Below are 18,617 nucleotides of genomic sequence, written 5' to 3'. Positions count from 1 at the left end.
ACTCTAGATTATCAAATCTAGAGTTTTCCCGACTTCTTTATATTAAAATTATATTTCCAACTTTTTGTATAAAAACTAACTATTTTGATCTAGATGAATTAATTGCTCTTAAATGCATGTATACCGTATTTTTTGAAATCCCTAAAATTTCCGCGATCTTAACGACAGCATCTTTAAACTGAAAAACACCTTGATTATAGAGCATCGTCACAATGACCTTGTTTTTCAATAAGTGCGGAACACTTTCATCCATCTCCACCTCTTTTTGGACCTGGTTAACCGCTTGGTAAATCAATTCGTCTACATCTTCCACAAAAGTTTCAGAAGCATATGCTGCCCCATTTGAGCTACTTAGATTTGCAAGCACTTCGGACAGTGGCGTATTTAAATAAAAGTTAATACATAAAACCCCAATAATTTTACTATTTTCGCCTTTTATCACAATAGTTGTTGCTTTTAATGGCTCGCCTTTTTTATTTTTCACATTATATGAAATGTATCCTTTTTCGTCTTCCTGCTGTAATTTTGACAGCATGGATAAGGCTAAATCTGTAATCGGAGCACCGACTTGTCTCCCCGTATGATGTCCATTTATGATTTTGACAACAGACTCATTCAGATTCTCAAGACTGTGCAAGACAAATTCATAACCACTGCCCAAGTAATCAGCCATACCTTCAATCATCGTTTTATAAGACTCTAATATAAGTCTGTCATTTTCTGTTAAGGTTATACTCGAGTTTTTCACACTATCACCCGGTTCATATTTTCTAATGAAATATATTTCACTCCGTTAAGTGTAACAATCAAGCTTTTTTTTGTCGAGCCTTCATCGCGTATAACGGCTATAGCCGGTTGGAAATATAAAAGTGTTGCTTTGCTGGTTTTTCACTGAAATATTTTTCTTCAAGCATGTTCAACTGCTGTAATACCTGTCCTGCATAACCTAAAAACCCAGCTTCCAATCTCAAATTCACCTATCAAGTATTTCTGAATATAATACGCTAAGAAAATGAATATAAACAAAGGGAGTCTTTTATTGTGCAACTTCAGGTTAGCAGGTCTTTATTTTCACTCACAGAAGTAAGAACCGTTGAAGTTCAGGCAGAAATGGGAAGGAATATTGACGTAAGTCAACTGACGTTTCAATTTGGCGGAAAGAGTCTCGCTGAGTGGAAAAAATGGACAACCGGGTCAAATTTTAGTGGAGATCCCTTTATTACAATCATCGAAAAACCTCACTTTATTGGCGATACCGGGATTGTCAAAGCCACCTTGAAGTTTGACCTTCCCTTCAATAAAGAGAGTCTTGCCGAGAGATCCATTCGAACACAATATCAACAGTTTATTGGAAGTTACGAATTGGCGATGATCGATCCGCGAACAAAGATGAAGGCTTCCACTACTGTCCGGCTAAATGTCTATGATGAATTCCTTTTTTATAATGAACTAAAGCCAGAGATTGATAAAATTTCTAAACAAGCTCACCAAAGAAATAATCGTTATCTTAAGTACCAAAGTCTCGGAAAGTCCGTAGAAGGTAGAGATCTTCATTTTGTTATTTTGGCGAAGAGTAAAGCCGCAGTTGACAGCTATTTAAATGTTACACTTCCGACGGCATTGGAACAGCCTGAAAAATTTATACATCAGCTGGATAACGGCTTAGCCGGTGAATATCAGGTTCCTATTTGGTTTAATAATATCCATCCCGATGAAATTGAAGGACTCGATGCCCAAGTTGAATTATTGAGAAAGTTCGCCTTGGAGGATAGGATCACGGTTCCTACAGTTAGAAATGGCCAAAAGGAAACCGTAAGCCTTAACGTGACTGAAATGCTTGACCATGTCATTTTTCTCTTCATGTTTACGAATAATCCTGATGGAAGAGCTGCGAATAGTAGAAGAAACGCAAATGGCTTTGACTTAAACCGCGACAATCATTTTCAAACTCAACCCGAAACAATTGTTGTCACTCAGGAAATTGCCAAATGGACTTCCCTCTCCTTCCTAGACATGCATGGTTATATTGGTAGATTTTTAATTGAACCGACCACTCCTCCTCACAATCCAAACTATGAATACGATTTGCTTTACAATAATATGATCAGGCAGGCTCGTGCTATGGGAGAAACGGGATTAGGCAACTCTGACTTTAAGTCCTATGTCATCCCAGCATTAGAATATAAAGACGGCTGGGACGATATGTCTGTCGGTTATACACCAATGTATGCGATGCTGCATGGTTCACTTGGTCACACAATTGAAATTCCAGCATTAAGTCAAGATGGTTTTCATGCGATGGTAGGCATTGGACTGGGAGCCGCCCTTTTTGTACATGAAAATAAAGATCAGCTGTATAAAAATCAGCTTGAGATCTTTAAGCGCGGCGTAAAGGGCGAGGATAATCGTTCAGTCGATCCGTATTTAGTGAATGCTTCCAGAAAATCGATTGGAAGAATAAGAGGTGAACATACAAACTTCTTCCCCGATTACTATGTGATTCCCATAGGTTCAAAACAACAAGAAAATAAATTAGAAGCTTATAAAATGGTCCAATATTTATTGCGTAATGGTGTAAAGGTCGAAAAACTAACAAAAGATACTGTAGTAGAGCGAATCACTTATTCAAAAGGGACTTTTGTGATTCCTATGAAACAGGCAAAACGCGGGGTAGCCAATGCCATGCTCTATAAAGGAGAAGATGTGTCAGGCTGGGAAGCGATGTATGATTCAACCGTCGTAAATTTTCCTGATTTAAGAGGGTTTACAGTACATGAAATTCGCAATACGGATGCTTTTAATCAAAATACGATTAGAATTAGAAATACAGGGCTTCCGAAAGGTAATATTCACACACCTGCAACTTACCATGTGTTATCGAATACAAATAATGAAACCATTAAACTTGTAAACATTCTTCTAAAGAATGGGGCTGTCGTGGAAAAGGCACTTGAAACAAGAGGATTGATCAATAAAGGCGATTTTATTGTCCGAACAAATGATTTACAGCATTTCGGTAAAAACTATTATTTCATTGCCAGATATTTATATACCTCCATTCCTGTAAAGACAATGCAATTAAAGCAGATGAAAGTAGCTGTCATTGGGTCGACTCAATTGAAGTTTGCAGTTGCGGAGCTTGGTTTTGAAATGGTCAAACAAGCAGACGCGGACGTAATTGTTAGCGATAGCAGCAGTATCATCGTATCGTATTTAACTGGAAAAACATTTGTGGGAATAGGGTTTGAACCATTAAAAGCTGTCAGCAGTAGAGGATTATTGCCTGGCTTAAATATAAACCACACAAAAAATGGCCATGATGGCTTATTCAAAGCAAAAATCAAGAACCATCTGCTCACCTCTGGCTATCAGTCCGATGAGATTCTTTATACTACCTCTGGAATGTGGATTACTTCAGTACCCGCAGGAGCCGAGGTACTTGCTTCCTTCAGCAATCGTAATGATTTCTTTTTAGCTGGATGGTGGCCCGGACATGAAAATGCAAAAGGACAAATCCTCGCCTTTACCCATACCTTAAACAATACCACTTTCACCCTTTTTGCCAATGGGCTAGCCTTTAGAGCACATACCCATAATAGCTATCGTTTCATCGCTAATTGCATCTATGATTCATTGGCTAAAAATTTGAGTGGGGAATGAATCATTGAAAAAAATGTCTTGTCCCCCGGTGTTAGAAAGCATTACTTTAGTGGGGGACAGACATCATATTTCAGCAAACTTATCTGATAGTTAACTTGAATCCAACCTGGTATATAGTAAAGCCATTCGAACTTCCGCATGCCCTAATCGCGGCACAGTCGGCTTTCGAATCGTGCGCCAAAGAGTGGAGCATCTAGCGTTTCTCTAAACGTTTTTGATATTACATTGTCAACGAATATGGGTGCATGTTAGCTACCAGATTCCGGAACAATTAGGAATTGCATGAGTAGCTGGTTCGCTACTTTTAGTAATTGAGGAGTAAATTCAATTTATAGTCTCTCTTAATTTGACCAAGTTATACCACAATATTCCGCCATGTTGGGACTCCGATTTACCATGGTTCACAAATCCAAGGTTCTCATAAAAAGAAACCAATTCCTCTTTGCATGTTAAGGTGATCCCTTCCCTTTCATTTTCCACCACAAGTGCTGCCATCTTCTCCATTAAAACCTTGGCAATTCCTTGGTTTCTAGCCTTTGAGGATACTGCTAACCCTAAAATACTCTGATAGCCCCCTCTTTTCGGATTCTCTTGAATTTCCTCGAACAAATCATCCGTTATGTAAGGTTGATGAATAATAGGGCCATTAATGTAACCAAGTATCTCCCCGTCCTTTTCCGCCACGATAAAGGTATCCGGTATCAACTGAATCCTTTCTACAAACGCTTCCTTTGTTGCCGCTTCTTCTTTTGAAAAGCCTTCATTCTCAATATCTAATAGCTGTTCTAAATCTGTCGCCTGCACATTTCTTAAAGATATCATCGAATGTATATCCCCTTTCCTAACTTGTTCAACTTAGTCATTTATCACAAATTTATTTTGTCTCACTGCCTTTTAGCTATGGCAATAAATATACAGTATTAGCTTTTATTATAATATTCATGGGATATACAGTTTTCCCGACTCTTTGCTTCTATTTTTTAGTTATGAAATTATTAGGCACGATTCGTTCTTTTCGCTACTATCCTAAAAAGAAATGAGAATGATTTTTAATTGTAATAAACTTAGAAATAGCTAACGTTTGGCATATTACATTGACAACTAAAGATATAGGCAGGCCATACAAACTTCCGGCAAGTATGTTTCTCTATTCAACGGGCGGGAGTGCTGGGATTCAGTTGGATTTTACAAAGTATACAATTGATGGCTTCCATCTGATCCATAGTGATATCTATTCGCTCGATAAACAACTCGATTTCGTTGTTGAAAGTTTGTTGGCAACGGTAAAAAAAACAGCAAAAGTTTTAGGCACCAGGTACTCGCATACTTCAGAATTATGCGTGTATCTGGTACCTTTCACTACTATCTCCTACTAGTTTGCACAGCCTCTTCCATTAAGAAAATCCGTTTATTCATCGCCGCCAAGAAGACCATTACAATACCATTCAACTAACAATTTCAACGGTTTTAACGTCCTCAATCGTTTTTATGAAATTATAAATTTCTGGCACAGTTCTATTCATATTAACTTTTGTTTTGATCTCTAACAATTGAGAATTACTTTCCAGTATATCTTTAATACGCAAATGAGATATTGCAAATTTCTCTCTTTCCAATTTATGCATCACGTGTTCAACGCTTCCTAATTCATTTATATGGATTTTAAGCATCAATTCTCTTTTTCGGAGTTTTTTCGGACCAAATTTCAACACAATAATCGGGATTAATTCCACACTTAACAGCAATAGTAGAACGCCGAACGCTGCTTCAACATAAAAGCCGGCACCAACAGCAATACCAATCCCGGCCGCCCCCCAAATCATGGCTGCAGTCGTTAAGCCGGAAATGCGATCATTTCCTCTTCTTAAAATGACACCAGCCCCTAAAAAACCGATTCCGGATACGATTTGCGCTGCGAGCCTTAATGGATCCATCTGAATGCGAAGGTCGTCACTCCCGGGAAACGTATAGGCTGATTCAATTGAAACAATTGTAATTAAGCAACTAATAATAGAAATAACTAGACTTGTTTTTAGTCCTAGTGGCTTTCTTTTTAATTCCCGTTCTACCCCTATTACTAAACCTAATACTGCGGAAATACTTAACTTTAAGATTAGTTCCAAATCAATTATGTCCAACTTTCCCACCTCACCTTATGCGATAGCTACAATTGTCACTTTCCGTTGAAACTGCTTTAATTTCATCTCATCTTTAGGGAAATCCAAGTAATTATGAAAAGTACCAAGCACCCGGACAATTCAAATTTCAATGAATACCTGATATCCTTCCCTATTCTTTCAATTCTTTAAAATCCCTTTAATTCCTTTAATTCTTTACATTCTTGTTAGCTAGTAGGCGTCTGTTAGAAATTCGTATTTCACAAATCAAAAAAACACTGGAAATCTGTCGATTTACTCCAGTGAAAGGTGCCCCCAAAATCCATATTTCAACAGGTATTTTTATTAGGCTTAGTCAGTTTAGTTTCCACTAATGATGGTCTCCCCTCGTATGATGCAATGAACGTAACTACTTAGGCTGACCTTTATAAAAGATGAATTTTACGAATTGGACTGAAATGAGGGAGACAAGTACTTCACGGTTCTGTTTTCGCAGGGTGGAAATGAAGCTGCGGTTTCTTGGAAGTCATTCAAATGGTTGAGAAGTGTCGCTTCACTCGGGCGATAGCCAGTCATGTTTTGAAACAGTGTTGGCGAGAGAGAAGAGTTGATAGGTCTTTAAAGAAGCGCACCAAGCAGTCCAGCTACCCCATACTGGACTGGCGCTATCACGTTTTCTGAAAAAAGGCCTGTTTATGAGCCGCACAATGGGGACAGGATTGAACCTGATGCCACTCGATTTCATCTGGTTCGTCAATCATTTCAAGGGTATGGTCGTCATGATCTTTTGGGGCACCTATCTTACCTCCCGCTTTCCGGGTTACTTCTGGGTTCACTTGAAGGGGGATTACTGCTGTTAGCACTTTTTTTAGAGACTCAAACACTAGTGACCTAAGTAGTTACAGATTTAGTAACTAATAAATCGCTACTGGCCCATAAGGACCCTCAATAATATCTATTTTTGTTTCAAAAATATCTGTCAAAATTTCCGGGTTCATAATTTCTTCTACTGTTCCAAAAGCGGCAATTTGTCCATCTTTCATCGCACAAATCCGATCAGAATATTTAGCTGCAAAATTGATATCATGCATAACAGTCAGGATTGTTCTTCCAAACTCCTTCGCAGCATGTCGCAAATGCTCCATCATTTGAACAGAACGAGCCACATCAAGATTGTTCAGGGGCTCGTCCAAAAGTACATATTCCGTCTCTTGGCACAAAACCATTGCAACATATGCCCGTTGCCTTTGACCACCTGAAAGCTCATCTAAATATCTATTTTCCAGATCCGTCAAGTCCAAAAAATCGATATATTTAGAGATGATCGCCTCATCCTCTCTCGTTAATCTTCCCTGTGAATGAGGAAAACGACCATAGCCAGCTAGTTGCCTAACCGTAAGTCTCGTGACAAAATGATTTTCTTGTCGCAATATCGTCACGATTTTCGCTAAGTCTTTTGATTTAGATGTGGAGACATCCATATTTGCCACACTAATTTGTCCTTCATCCATATGCAAAAGTCTTCCAATCATCAAAAGTGTCGTAGACTTTCCAGCGCCATTTGGTCCAATTAAAGAGGTAAAACCGGCTTTTGGTATTTCAATATCCAAAGGTCCTATCTTTACCTCATCCGTATATAACTTTCTAGTATTTTCAATTTTTATCATAGAGCCCTCTTCCTTAAAATTACAATTAGAAATATGATTCCACCAAACAGTTCGATAATAACTGACACTACACCTTGCGCATTGAATACATGATTCATAAAAAAGTACGCACTCGTTAGTATTAAGAATCCTATAGCAAGGGCCATCGGAAACACATATCTGTGATCATGGGTTGGTGCCGCCTGATAACTCAAAGTGGCAACTAAAAATCCAAAGAAAGTAAGTGGTCCAACTAAAGCCGTTGAAATGGACATCAAAACAGCAACTAAAATAAGCGTATAAATGATACTTGGTTGATGTTTAACACCAAAAGAAGTGGCGACATCCTTTCCAAGGGACAATACATTTAATTTCTTGGAATATGTAAGAAGTAAGATTGCGACAATGATGACCATCGGAATGACAATAGGAAAATAGGCAGCATCCGCATTATTGACGGAACCAAACAATCTTGCCTGTAAAATATCAAACTCGGACGGTGAAAGTAATCTTCTCATGAAAGTAGACACGGATCGTAGCCCAGCCCCAATAATAATGCCAACCAAAAGCATAAGTTGTAAATTTCCATACTTCCCCGAAAGCAACCATCCGTACAGGATCAAACTCATCAAGACCATCGCCGTCACTTGAAACAGAAATGATCCAGTACCACTAAAACCGATCAGTGCACCGGCACCAAAGAAAAATATCGTACTCGTTTGAATGGCTGAATACAGTGATTCAAAGCCTAGAAGTGAAGGTGTGATAATCCGATTATTCGTAATCGATTGGAAAGCGACGGTCGACAAACTATGACAAACTGCAGCAATGATCATTGCAGTAAGCGCCACGATCCTTCTCATCACAACCGGGATAAAAGAAGGTGAATCGACTGGAACCGGATTGTTATACACTAAAAGCCCGTACGAAGAAAGAGCACCCAAAGCAATCAATGTGATGAGCAAAATCCAGTAACGTTTTTCCTCTTTCTTAGAACGAAAAGCTCTAGCGGATCTCTTTTCCTTACGAAGGCTAGAATCGATTTCGACATGATCTGTACTTCTATATCCCAATGCGTTCATCTTCCTCTTAGCCTCCTCGGTTTTCTTCGTCTCAATATAATTGCAATAAATACGACTGCCCCCACTGTTCCGAGTATTAAAGAGACAGGTACTTCAAAAGGCATGATAATCGTTCGAGAAATGATATCGCAAACCATTATCGTACCCATTCCGATCACACATACCCAAGGCAAATTACTTCTAAGATCATCGCCTCTGAACATGGAAACAATATTCGGGACAATTAAACCTAAAAATGGTAAGTTTCCAATCACGGCTGCAACAATTCCAACCCCAATAGCAATAAGACCAGTCGCAAAAAGTACGAGCCTATTATAATTCACGCCAAGACTGGTGGCAACGTCTTCCCCTAGTCCAGCCAAAGTCAATCGATTCGCATACATGAAAATAAGAATGGTAACAAGAACAATGAGCCATAAATATTCATACCTACCAATTTGAACAGCCGCAAAAGAGCCTACAAACCAATTTTCAATACTTTGTGTCGCTTGAAAAAGAAGTCCGATAAAAGTGGAAACTGCGGAAATGACTGCTCCCAGCATCAGCCCAATGATCGGAACAATTAAAGATGAGCGAAGTTTAACCCTTCTTAAAAATAAGAAGAAAATCATCGTTCCTATAAAAGAAAAAAGGATGGCACCCGTCATTCTTAAAGCTAAAGTTGGTGCGGGAAATAGTAAATAAACAAGAAGGAGACCTAAACCTGCCCATTCAATCGTTCCTGTGGTAGTCGGTTCAACTAAACGATTCTGTGTAATCAGTTGCATAACAAGCCCTGCCATTGCCATGGCCGCTCCAGTAAGCATGAGTGCTGCTGTTCTTGGCACACGCGTGATGAAAAACATTTCCATCCCATCTTCTTGACCACGTATATCATAAACACCCGTAAACAGTGAGATAATGCCTAAAATAATAACAGCTATAACCGCTACTATAAAAGGTTTTGTCCATATCTTATTGTAGTTATAAAGCTGGGGTTGAGAATTACTCCCAACCCCAGTAATACTATTTTTTTGCACTATGTGATACTCCTTTAGATTACTTACCTAAAGTGTTTGCAAGGTTTTCAAATAACTCTAGATAAGTTTGGATTGATTCATTTGTGTAAGTGTCATTTGGTGCATAAACAATTTTCCCTTCAGTAACAGCAGTTACTTTTTGAAGAGCTGGCGCATTATCGATAACATCTTTAGCAGGAACTGCATCAGACGTAGATGATACTGCAGCATCACGATCCATTACGAAAATCCAATCAGGATTACTTTGTGCAATCGCTTCAACAGAAACCTCATCACCTTGGTGATCTGATGTCGTTTTGTCAACTTCTAATGCCGGAGTCCAGCCAAAAATTTCATACATCGGTCCCCAAACACGTCCAGAACCAGGAGCTGAAAAACCAATATTTCCGCCTGAAACGATGACGCTCATCACTGTATCTGTTCCATTATAAGCAGCCTTAGCATCTTCGATAGCTTTATCAAAATCAGCGTTCAACTGCTTAGCCTCTTCATTTTTATCGAAAATTTGTCCTAAAGTAGTTGTCGCATCTTTAAGTCCATTTACTAAGTTTTCTCCCGGTGTAGCAGCTTCCTCAGAAACATCAATATTCAGATCAATAACTACTGCATTTGGCACTAATTTTTTGATGTCTTCATAATAGTTACCAAATCTTTGACCGACAATGACAAGTTCAGGGTCCACAGCCGCGATAATTTCAAGATTTGGTTCACGGTGATTTCCGATATCTTGAACTGACTCATCACTTACATATGGTGAATCCGCAGGCATTACAGATTTTGGAGCAGCCGCTAACTTAATTCCCCAATCAGATAAAGTTTCATACGTTCTATTATCCAAAGCAACTACATTCTTAGGGTTTATCGGAACAGTAACCGTTCCATGGGCATCCGTGATTTCAACCGTTGTTGCCGCCTCTTCTGTTTCCACTTCAGTAGCATTATTTTCTTGCCCATCGGTTTCACTCGTTCCACCAGTTTCATTTTTTGAATTTGAACAAGCAACCAACAGCAAAGCAAAAATTGCCATAATGATCGTTAATTTAAATTTCCCCATTTCTCTACCTCTCTCCTTATGTATGATCTTTATAAGTAAACAGATTATTGAATTGATGACATTACTATCACTGTTATATTTTTGCGCGTGATTTAAATATAAATTATTTCTATTTCACATAGTGCACAGCGCCAATACAAATTCATTGATAATGATTATCAATTTCAATATCCTACTTGAGTATATCAAATCAAAATAGACTGTCAACTATTTTTTTAAGGATAACTTGACCAAGATCATTGCAAATTTAAAAAATCGAAAAAAATGAACAAAAAAAAGATGGCCGAAAGCCACTCGTTGAGTAGACTTTCCGCCATCATAGAACAGTAAAAAAGTAGTGACATAATATGATACCTTGACCACTGAAATGCTTTTAGGGTTCATCAAAAAGATTGAAGTCAAAGAAGTTGTAATTTAATTTGCAATCGACTGCTCTGTAGCTTTCTCTTTTTCTTTAAATCTTCCAATAATTGCACCGCCGACGAAACCGATTATCGCTGGAAGCAACCATGCGAACCCAGTACTACTCAGTGGAATCATCCCAATTAAACGAGATAAAAATGGGATATTTACGGCTGCTGTCATCGCTTCACATACGCTAATAACCACTGTTAATAACACGGCACCTTGAAAAGAGGCAGTGTTTGGTAAGTGCCTATGGAATATTCCCGCCAATATTACCACGATACAAATTGGATAGATTGCCAAGTAAAGCGGTGTTGCTATAAATACGATTCGATCCACACCTAATACTGCAATGGCAATGCCTAGGACACAGACAATTGCTGCGGTTGTTTTATAACTTAGCTTCCCATTGGTTACACTTTCAAAAAATTGAGCGACAGCTGTGGTCAAGCCAATCGCAGTAGTCAAACATGCCAATGCTACTACGATCCCTAATCCATAAAGTCCACCTTTGCCTAATAACATCTCTACAATCACCAATAATAATTCGGCTCTATCTATGTTTTGTGGATAAATCCCACTGCCAGAAGCTCCTAAATATAAAAGCCCCGAGTAAATAATAGCTAAAAAGGTAAAGGCGATGAGCCCGGCAAATCCGATCATTTTATTTCTTTCCTTTTCTGTGCGATATCCTTTACCCACAATATGTGAAATAAATACACTTGCAACCATAAAACTCACTAATAGGTCGCCTGTTTGATACCCGCCAAGAAATGCATTAACAAAACTACTTGAAACAGCGGTGTCCACTGGTTCTCCAACCGGTGTTATGACTCCCTTTATGATGATTGCTATTAAAATGATCACTAAGGTAGGTGTTAAAAAAGCCCCCACTTTATCGATGACATTATTCCTGTCATTGACAAAATAATAGGTTAACGCAAAGAAAATGATCACAATAGGTGCTGCTGGGATTGATGGAAAAACTGCCTGAATCCCTAATTCATGGGTAACTGCACCCGTTCTCGGAATGGCGATAAAGCTTGAAAATAGCATAATACCAAGTAGTATCCATTGTGAAAATTTAGGATGTACTTTTTTAGTCAATTGATCTACAGTACCACCCGCTTGGGATATAATATAAATCGCTATTATTGGGAAAATGACCCCTGAAATAATGAATCCGATGTTGCCGCTAAACCAGCCCGTACCCGACTGGAGCCCTAAAAACGGTGGGAAAATTAAATTGCCGGCCCCAAAAAATGTAGCAAAAAGCGCAAGCCCAATAATAATACTATCTCTTAGAGGTTTTTTCATATGTAAATCAGCCTTTCTCTTTTTATGTCACCAATTGCTTGAACCCTTCTCTGAGTAGTAGTACACATCATACGAATCTTATTTTGTTAGACAAGTATTTTTTAATATACCATATATTTCACAATAGTGGAAATTCATAAAACAAGTGGATAATATCTTAGAAATATAAAAACGGTATCAGGTCCCATACAATTTAGGTGCCTGATACCATTTTTTCATAAGTCCTTGTATGCTTTCCCAAACTCTTTTGGATCAAATTTCTTCATTTTAAGAAATGCCTTCTTACCCCCGCAACTTGTTCTGGCGTGACCATTGCTCATCATCTTTTCCATTCCTCCGGCACAATCCACCAGGACACGCCCTCCCTATTTCAATGATAAAACTGTGAATAACACTTTTCCAAAATGGATTTTCCACTTAAAGTAAAATTCATAACCTTCAATTACCGGTATGTATTAACTTTCTTAATTTCTGAGTGTTTTTTGTCGAGGTAAGATAAACTTCACCATCCCCGATATACATAAACATACTTTTTTCATTTTCCTTACCTAGCCACAAATAGATTCCATGTGTTGGTAATTGCCCCTCTGCTGATGTATATTTGACCATCACATCGTATTCTGGTTCCGATACATCGACTTTTCCTGTTTGTTTTTGAGCGGTTAATATCGCATTTTGAAATACTTTAATTGTTTCGACATCGGTAAAAGATTGTATAATGTCTTCATTCATTCCGCCAAATCCGTTTGATTTTGAAATTTCCACTGATGAAATCTTTTCATCTAAAAGAACCATTGTGTCGTTTGTTTGTGTTTGACAACCTGCTAAAATTGCCATACCTAAGATTGATAAAAATAAAATTATTGTTGTAAGCTTAATCATTTTTCTGCACCTCATGTTATTTTGATGTATTTCATTCGCAATAATTATATGCCTTATTTTTTAATTGTTGTATACAATTCGACGGAAGTCAATGCTAGAGTAATTGTATAAAAGAAATGAAGGAGGAGTTAATAATTCATAAGCCTTATTCATGGAATGCACGAAAATCTGAACAAATACTGTTAAAAATAAATAATCCCCCATTAACAGCGTTAACGAGGGATTATTTATCGGCTATTGTCGCTTCTTTGTTTTCTTGTTATTTTGTCTTTCAGCTTCTGTTAACGGTTCATTCGCAAGTTCATGATCAAATTCCCGTGACAAATTTTTACGCACCGCTTGCTCATCGCTGACATTACCGCTTGCATTATTCTTTGGACTGTTGCTCACTATAAACACCTCCATGGCCATTAGTTTGCCACGCGGTGTTTTTACTATGCATTGCTACACAATCTTACTTAATGATTAGCCCATATAGACTACAAATCAATTTCAAACAATAGTGGTGTGTGATCTTGCCTTGAGCCAGAATCAATCATTTCAGATTTAAGTACTTTATCTGCTATGCGATCACTCACTAGCCAATAATCAATTCTCCAGCCAGAGTTATTTATTTTACTTGTTTTAACACGCTGGGCCCACCAAGAATAAATACCTGCCACATCACCGTGAATATAGCGAAAAGTATCTGTAAACCCTTTTGCTAAAAGATTTGTAAAACCTTGGCGTTCTTCATCCGTAAACCCGGCTGAACGACGGTTATTTTCAGGGTGGGCCAAGTCGATTTCTTTATGCGCTACATTAAAATCACCTGTTGCAATAACGGGTTTCTCTTTATCTAAACTAGCTAGATAATCGGCATATTTTATATCCCAAATTTGACGATCTTCTAATCGCTTCAAACCATCCCCTGCATTCGGTGTATACACTTGTGTTAAGTAGAAATGATCAAATTCTAATGTGATCATGCGCCCTTCCGCATCCATGGTGCCTGGTGCCCCATTTTTGGGGAAGGTAACAGACGGTGTCAAGTGATTTTTATACAAAAACATCGTACCCGCATAACCTTTGCGTGCCGGTTCTACAGAACTGTTCCAAACCACTTCATAGTCAGGAAACAGCTCACCTAAAATTTCTACATGCTTTTTAGTAGGACCGTTACTTGATAACTTTGTTTCTTGTATGGCAATAATTTCTGGGTTATGTTCTATAATCGTATTCAAAACTCCTTGCGACAATAAAGCACGTGCTGAATTCCCAGTTAATGCCGCATTTAGTGAATCAATATTCCAGGAAATAAACTTCAATGCCTTTCCTCCCCTTATTTTCGTTCTAGCCATGTAACACACTCCACATGGCTAGAATGCGGAAACATATCCACCGGCTGCACTTCCTGCGTGCGATACCCACCATCTTCCAATATCCGCAAATCCCGTGCCAATGTTCCCGGATTACAGGAAACGTAGACAACGCGCTTCGGATTATATTCCAAAATCGTTTTCAATAGCTCTTCGTCACAACCTTTGCGTGGCGGATCGACAACTAACACATCGAATCGCTTGCCATCTGCATACCATTTGGGAATAACAACCTCTGCAGGACCTGCTTCGAAATAGGCATTATCAATGCCGTTTAAATCTGCATTGCGTTTTGCGTCTTCGATGGCTTGTGGAACGATTTCGACGCCGTATACTTCTTTTGCCTTCTGTGCAAGGAATAAAGAGATCGTCCCGATGCCGCAATAGGCATCGATGACGGATTCGCCGCCTGTCAGTTGAGCGTATTCTAACGCTTGACCATAAAGGACTTCTGTTTGTTCCGGATTCACTTGGTAAAAGGAGCGTGCTGAGATTTCGAAATCAATCGGCCCGATTGAATCAATGATGAAGGACTTTCCATACAATAAAATCGTTTCATCACCAAAGATGACGTTTGTCTTCTGATCGTTGACGTTTTGCATGATGGAAGTAACATCGGGAACAACTCGTTTAATCAGCTCAACAACCGCCTCTTTTTGTGGGAATTTCTTTTTGCGCGTGACAAGGACGACCATGATTTCACCTGTTGCACGCCCTTTGCGGACAATTAGATGGCGCAACATACCACGGTGGACCTTCTCATCATAAGCATCAATTCCCAGTGCATGCATCTCGTGTTTCAGCGTCGACATCAGTTCATCCGCTTCTTCACTTTGGATGATGCAGACATCTGTATCGACGATGTGATGAGTGCGGGATCTGTAAAAGCCGGACACCACTTTGCCGTCTTGCTCACTGAATGGGATTTGGGATTTATTGCGATAGCGCCATGGGCTGTCCATTCCCTTTACGGGATGCACGGGTACATGCGGAAGTTTCGCAATTCGGTCCATCACGTCGCGCACCGTTTTTCGTTTTTGCACAAGTTGGCCTTCATAGGATAAATGTTGCAATTGGCAACCGCCGCATTCCGGGTATACATGACAAGGGGGGGCGACCCGGTCTGGCGACGCTTTCGTCACATTTAACAATCGAGCGAACCCATAATTTTTCAACGTTTTGCCGACTTGGATGTCAACTTCCTCGCCTGGCAACGCTCCCGGGATGAAAAGGGGATATCCTTCCACCTTCGCCACACCTGACCCGTCATGTGTCAAATCCTCCACCAAAACGTTGAGGCGTTCATTTTTATTCACAATAAAAGACATTCGATTTCCTCCAAATTTCAGATGTCTATAGTGTACCACGGCAATAGCGAAAATGTAGAGTTGCTAAACAACGCTTCCATTCCAAGAAAAAGCAGACGCCAAACCGGCGTCTGCCTCCCCACGCATCACTTCTCATCCTCCACCCGTTCCTTCACCGCCCCATCCAACGGCGCAACGATGAATGCGGTGATCAGTGCCAAAATCAGAACGATAAATGGCGCGTAGAACATCAGAAAGTTACTCACTAAAACACTCCCCTTACGCGTGATAATCGCCTTTCCCACGGACATAATTTTTGTCGAACAGGAAAAGACGCATGAGCAAGTACAATGACGGTATCAGTAGCCCGAGTCCCATGATAAATACCACGATGAGGGAAATGGCCATGGCCGGGTTCGTGAAGCTGTCGTAAATTGTTAAGTATGGATAGAGCAAATACGGATAATGCGATGCGCCGTAGCCGAAGAAAGCGAAGATGAATTGGCCGCCCAATAAGATAAAGGCCCATCCGTAATTGCGCCGCTTCCAAAGTAGCCATACTGTACCAATGAACAGCAGGAACGAAATGAGGAACATCGGCCAGAAATTTTGGATATTGCTGTAATGTTCCGGATTATGGTTTCTGAGTTCAACGATGATACCGCCTGCCGTAATGATGGTTGGCAATGCCCAAGTCAGCGCATATTTCCGTAGTAGGTTCGTTGCTTCCACATCGCGGGCTTTATTGGCATACCAGGTCAGGAATACGGCGGAAATATATAAAGTTGCCGCAATACTCAATACGACGATCGCCCAAGTTAGTGGACTTGTGAATAACAGCCAATAATCGAGTACCGGCTTGCCGTCCACCATCTCGACAAAGCCGCCTTCCGATATCGTTAGCACGATGGATAGCGATGCCGGAAGCAGAATTCCAGCAAGCCCATACATGAATGAGTAGCCTTTATGGCCACGTGCTCCGTACGTTTCAAAGGCGTAATACGAGCCACGGATTGCCAGCAGGATTATCCCGATACTGACGGGAACGAGCAATGTGGTTCCGTAGTAAAACGCTGTTTTCGGGAAAAAACCGATGATCCCGACGAAGAAGAACACGAGGAATACGTTCGTCACTTCCCAAACAGGCGATAAATAGCGCTGGATGATATTTGTCAAAATACGCTGTTTGCCCGTCAGTAAACTATACGCATTGAAAAAGCCTGCCCCGAAGTCGATGGCACCGACAAGTATATAACCAAATAGGAATGTCCATAAAACGGTTATGCCAAGGATTTCAAGTGTCATAATACGTCACCGCCTTTCTCCATTTCCCGGTCTTCGATTTCACGGTCGACCGGATTGTTGCGGAACATTCTGCGCAGGACGACGATGACACCGATGCCAAGTACGATATACAGCAAGCAGAACAGGATCAGCATCGTATCAACATGCCCGCTTGTCGTGGCCGCGTCCTCTGTGCGCATGAGCCCTCTTAAAATCCAAGGCTGCCTTCCGACTTCGGCCATCCACCAGCCCGCCTCGATGGCGATAATCGATAGCGGCCCGCCTAAGACGATCAGCCAGCGGAACCATTTCGTCGATACCATTTTCCAGCGTCGTCTCGTGCCGATCCAGAATACAGCGGATAGAACGGTCATCCAGACTCCGATCGTCACCATGATATCGAACAGATAATGGATATAGAGCGGAGGTATTTCATCATCCGGGAATTGGTCGAGCCCGATCACTTCGGCACTTGGAATACTATGTGCGAGTATGCTTAATGCATACGGGATCTCAAGGGCGTATTTCACTTCTTCCCCGTCCAACACCCCATAGAGGATCAACGGTGCATTGCCTTCCGTTTCGAAATGCCATTCAGCGGCAGCTAGTTTCTCGGGTTGATATTCCGCCAAATACTTGCCAGAGAAATCACCGATAATGGCGGCTGCAACGGAAAAGATCAGCCCAATTTTCATCGTCAAGAATAACGCTTTTTTATGATATTCATGATTCGATCCCTTCAACAGGCGATACGCCGCAATCGATGCCAGCACGAAGGCAGCCGTCATATAGGCCGTCACGACGACATGCGCCACTTTCGTCGGCATCGCCGGATTGAGCATTGCAATGAGCGGATTGATATTGATCAGTTCACCGTCTACGAGATCAAACCCTTGCGGTGCATTCATGAAAGCATTGACGATCGTAATGAACACCGCGGAGAAGGACGCCCCGAGTGCGACTGGGATCAATAACAATAAATGTTTTTTCTGATTCTCAAATCGATCCCATGTGTATAAGTAAATTCCGAGGAAAATCGCCTCAAAAAAGAAGGCGAACGTTTCCATGAACAACGGGAGTGCGATAACATTCCCCGCAAGCTCCATAAAATTAGGCCACAGTAAAGAGAGTTGTAAACCGATTGCTGTCCCGGTCACAACTCCGACTGCCACGGTAATAACAAACCCGCGTGCCCAGCGCCGTGCAAGTAAAATGTAATGTTCGTCATTTTTCCGAATACCCACCCATTGGGCAATCATGATCATCAGCGGTACCCCGACCCCGATTGTCGCAAAAATAATATGAAAAGATAACGTCGTTTCGGTTAACACCCGTGAAAAAAAGACTGCTTCTTCATTTCCCACTGAATTTCCCTCCCTCAGCTTCCAAATACTCTACCTAAAATTGAAATAAGCATGATGACCGCAATGATGAAGGATAGCCATATCAGACGCTTTTCCTGTATTTTGTACATACGTATGTCCCG

General features: G+C 40.4%; 16 protein-coding genes. 1 reads left to right on the top strand and 15 read right to left on the bottom strand.

Translation table 11 applies throughout. The features are described 5' to 3' along the window. Window positions 1-79: 79 nt before the first annotated feature. Entirely contained in the window at window positions 80-748 is a 669-nt protein-coding gene (locus MHZ95_RS21030; protein WP_370643118.1) for a helix-turn-helix transcriptional regulator, read from the bottom strand. 293 nt (window positions 749-1,041) lie between these two features. Between MHZ95_RS21030 and MHZ95_RS19400 the strand changes: the two genes are divergently transcribed. Then, window positions 1,042-3,660, top strand: a complete 2,619-nt coding sequence (locus MHZ95_RS19400) for a M14 family metallopeptidase (protein WP_239392455.1) — start codon at window positions 1,042-1,044, stop codon at window positions 3,658-3,660. Window positions 3,661-3,984: 324 nt separating this feature from the next. Here MHZ95_RS19400 and MHZ95_RS19395 read toward each other — a convergent pair whose 3' ends face one another. From MHZ95_RS19395 to MHZ95_RS19335, 14 genes are all read right to left on the bottom strand, one after another. Further along, window positions 3,985-4,482, bottom strand: a complete 498-nt coding sequence (locus tag MHZ95_RS19395; RefSeq protein WP_239392454.1) for a GNAT family N-acetyltransferase — start codon at window positions 4,480-4,482, stop codon at window positions 3,985-3,987. A gap of 623 nt (window positions 4,483-5,105) precedes the next feature. Further along, window positions 5,106-5,789, bottom strand: a complete 684-nt coding sequence (locus MHZ95_RS19390) for an MgtC/SapB family protein (RefSeq protein WP_370643119.1) — start codon at window positions 5,787-5,789, stop codon at window positions 5,106-5,108. A gap of 902 nt (window positions 5,790-6,691) precedes the next feature. After that, the gene (locus MHZ95_RS19385; protein WP_239392452.1) at window positions 6,692-7,444 is read right to left on the bottom strand and encodes an iron ABC transporter ATP-binding protein; all 753 of its coding nucleotides are present in this window, start codon (window positions 7,442-7,444) and stop codon (window positions 6,692-6,694) included. Next, window positions 7,441-8,505, bottom strand: a complete 1,065-nt coding sequence (locus MHZ95_RS19380) for an iron chelate uptake ABC transporter family permease subunit (protein WP_239392451.1) — start codon at window positions 8,503-8,505, stop codon at window positions 7,441-7,443. The genes MHZ95_RS19385 and MHZ95_RS19380 overlap by 4 nt, the downstream gene beginning before the upstream one ends. Then, complete coding sequence (locus MHZ95_RS19375) at window positions 8,502-9,524, bottom strand: ABC transporter permease (protein WP_239392450.1); 1,023 nt, start codon at window positions 9,522-9,524, stop codon at window positions 8,502-8,504. The genes MHZ95_RS19380 and MHZ95_RS19375 overlap by 4 nt, the downstream gene beginning before the upstream one ends. 19 nt (window positions 9,525-9,543) lie before the next feature. Beyond that, complete coding sequence (locus tag MHZ95_RS19370; protein WP_239392449.1) at window positions 9,544-10,578, bottom strand: siderophore ABC transporter substrate-binding protein; 1,035 nt, start codon at window positions 10,576-10,578, stop codon at window positions 9,544-9,546. Between the two features lie 414 nt (window positions 10,579-10,992). Continuing rightward, window positions 10,993-12,300, bottom strand: a complete 1,308-nt coding sequence (brnQ, locus tag MHZ95_RS19365; protein ID WP_239392448.1) for a branched-chain amino acid transport system II carrier protein — start codon at window positions 12,298-12,300, stop codon at window positions 10,993-10,995. Between the two features lie 438 nt (window positions 12,301-12,738). Beyond that, window positions 12,739-13,182, bottom strand: coding sequence for a YhfM domain-containing protein (locus MHZ95_RS19360; protein WP_239392447.1), 444 nt, complete (start codon window positions 13,180-13,182; stop codon window positions 12,739-12,741). A gap of 234 nt (window positions 13,183-13,416) precedes the next feature. Then, window positions 13,417-13,572, bottom strand: a complete 156-nt coding sequence (sspO, locus tag MHZ95_RS19355) for a small acid-soluble spore protein O (protein ID WP_239392446.1) — start codon at window positions 13,570-13,572, stop codon at window positions 13,417-13,419. An 89-nt stretch (window positions 13,573-13,661) separates the two neighbouring features. After that, window positions 13,662-14,522, bottom strand: a complete 861-nt coding sequence (locus MHZ95_RS19350; RefSeq protein ID WP_239392445.1) for an exodeoxyribonuclease III — start codon at window positions 14,520-14,522, stop codon at window positions 13,662-13,664. Continuing rightward, a complete protein-coding gene (gene rlmD / locus MHZ95_RS19345; protein WP_239392444.1) occupies window positions 14,504-15,868 on the bottom strand; it encodes a 23S rRNA (uracil(1939)-C(5))-methyltransferase RlmD in 1,365 nt (454 codons plus the stop codon). Before rlmD ends, MHZ95_RS19350 begins: the two co-directional genes overlap by 19 nt. 125 nt (window positions 15,869-15,993) lie before the next feature. Continuing rightward, window positions 15,994-16,113 (bottom strand): cytochrome bd oxidase small subunit CydS family protein, encoded by a 120-nt coding sequence (cydS, locus tag MHZ95_RS21065; RefSeq protein ID WP_483315927.1) that lies wholly within the window; start codon window positions 16,111-16,113, stop codon window positions 15,994-15,996. Between the two features lie 13 nt (window positions 16,114-16,126). Next, window positions 16,127-17,152, bottom strand: coding sequence for a cytochrome d ubiquinol oxidase subunit II (locus MHZ95_RS19340; protein WP_239392443.1), 1,026 nt, complete (start codon window positions 17,150-17,152; stop codon window positions 16,127-16,129). Next, window positions 17,149-18,495, bottom strand: coding sequence for a cytochrome ubiquinol oxidase subunit I (locus tag MHZ95_RS19335; protein ID WP_239392442.1), 1,347 nt, complete (start codon window positions 18,493-18,495; stop codon window positions 17,149-17,151). Before MHZ95_RS19335 ends, MHZ95_RS19340 begins: the two co-directional genes overlap by 4 nt. Window positions 18,496-18,617 lie beyond the last annotated feature (122 nt).

Origin of the sequence: Sporosarcina sp. ACRSM (assembly GCF_022346545.1) — a bacterium.
Taxonomy (GTDB): Bacteria; Bacillota; Bacilli; order Bacillales_A; family Planococcaceae; genus Sporosarcina.
Note: the sequence above shows the minus strand (reverse complement) of the source record. Positions and strands in the feature narration are given on the sequence as shown.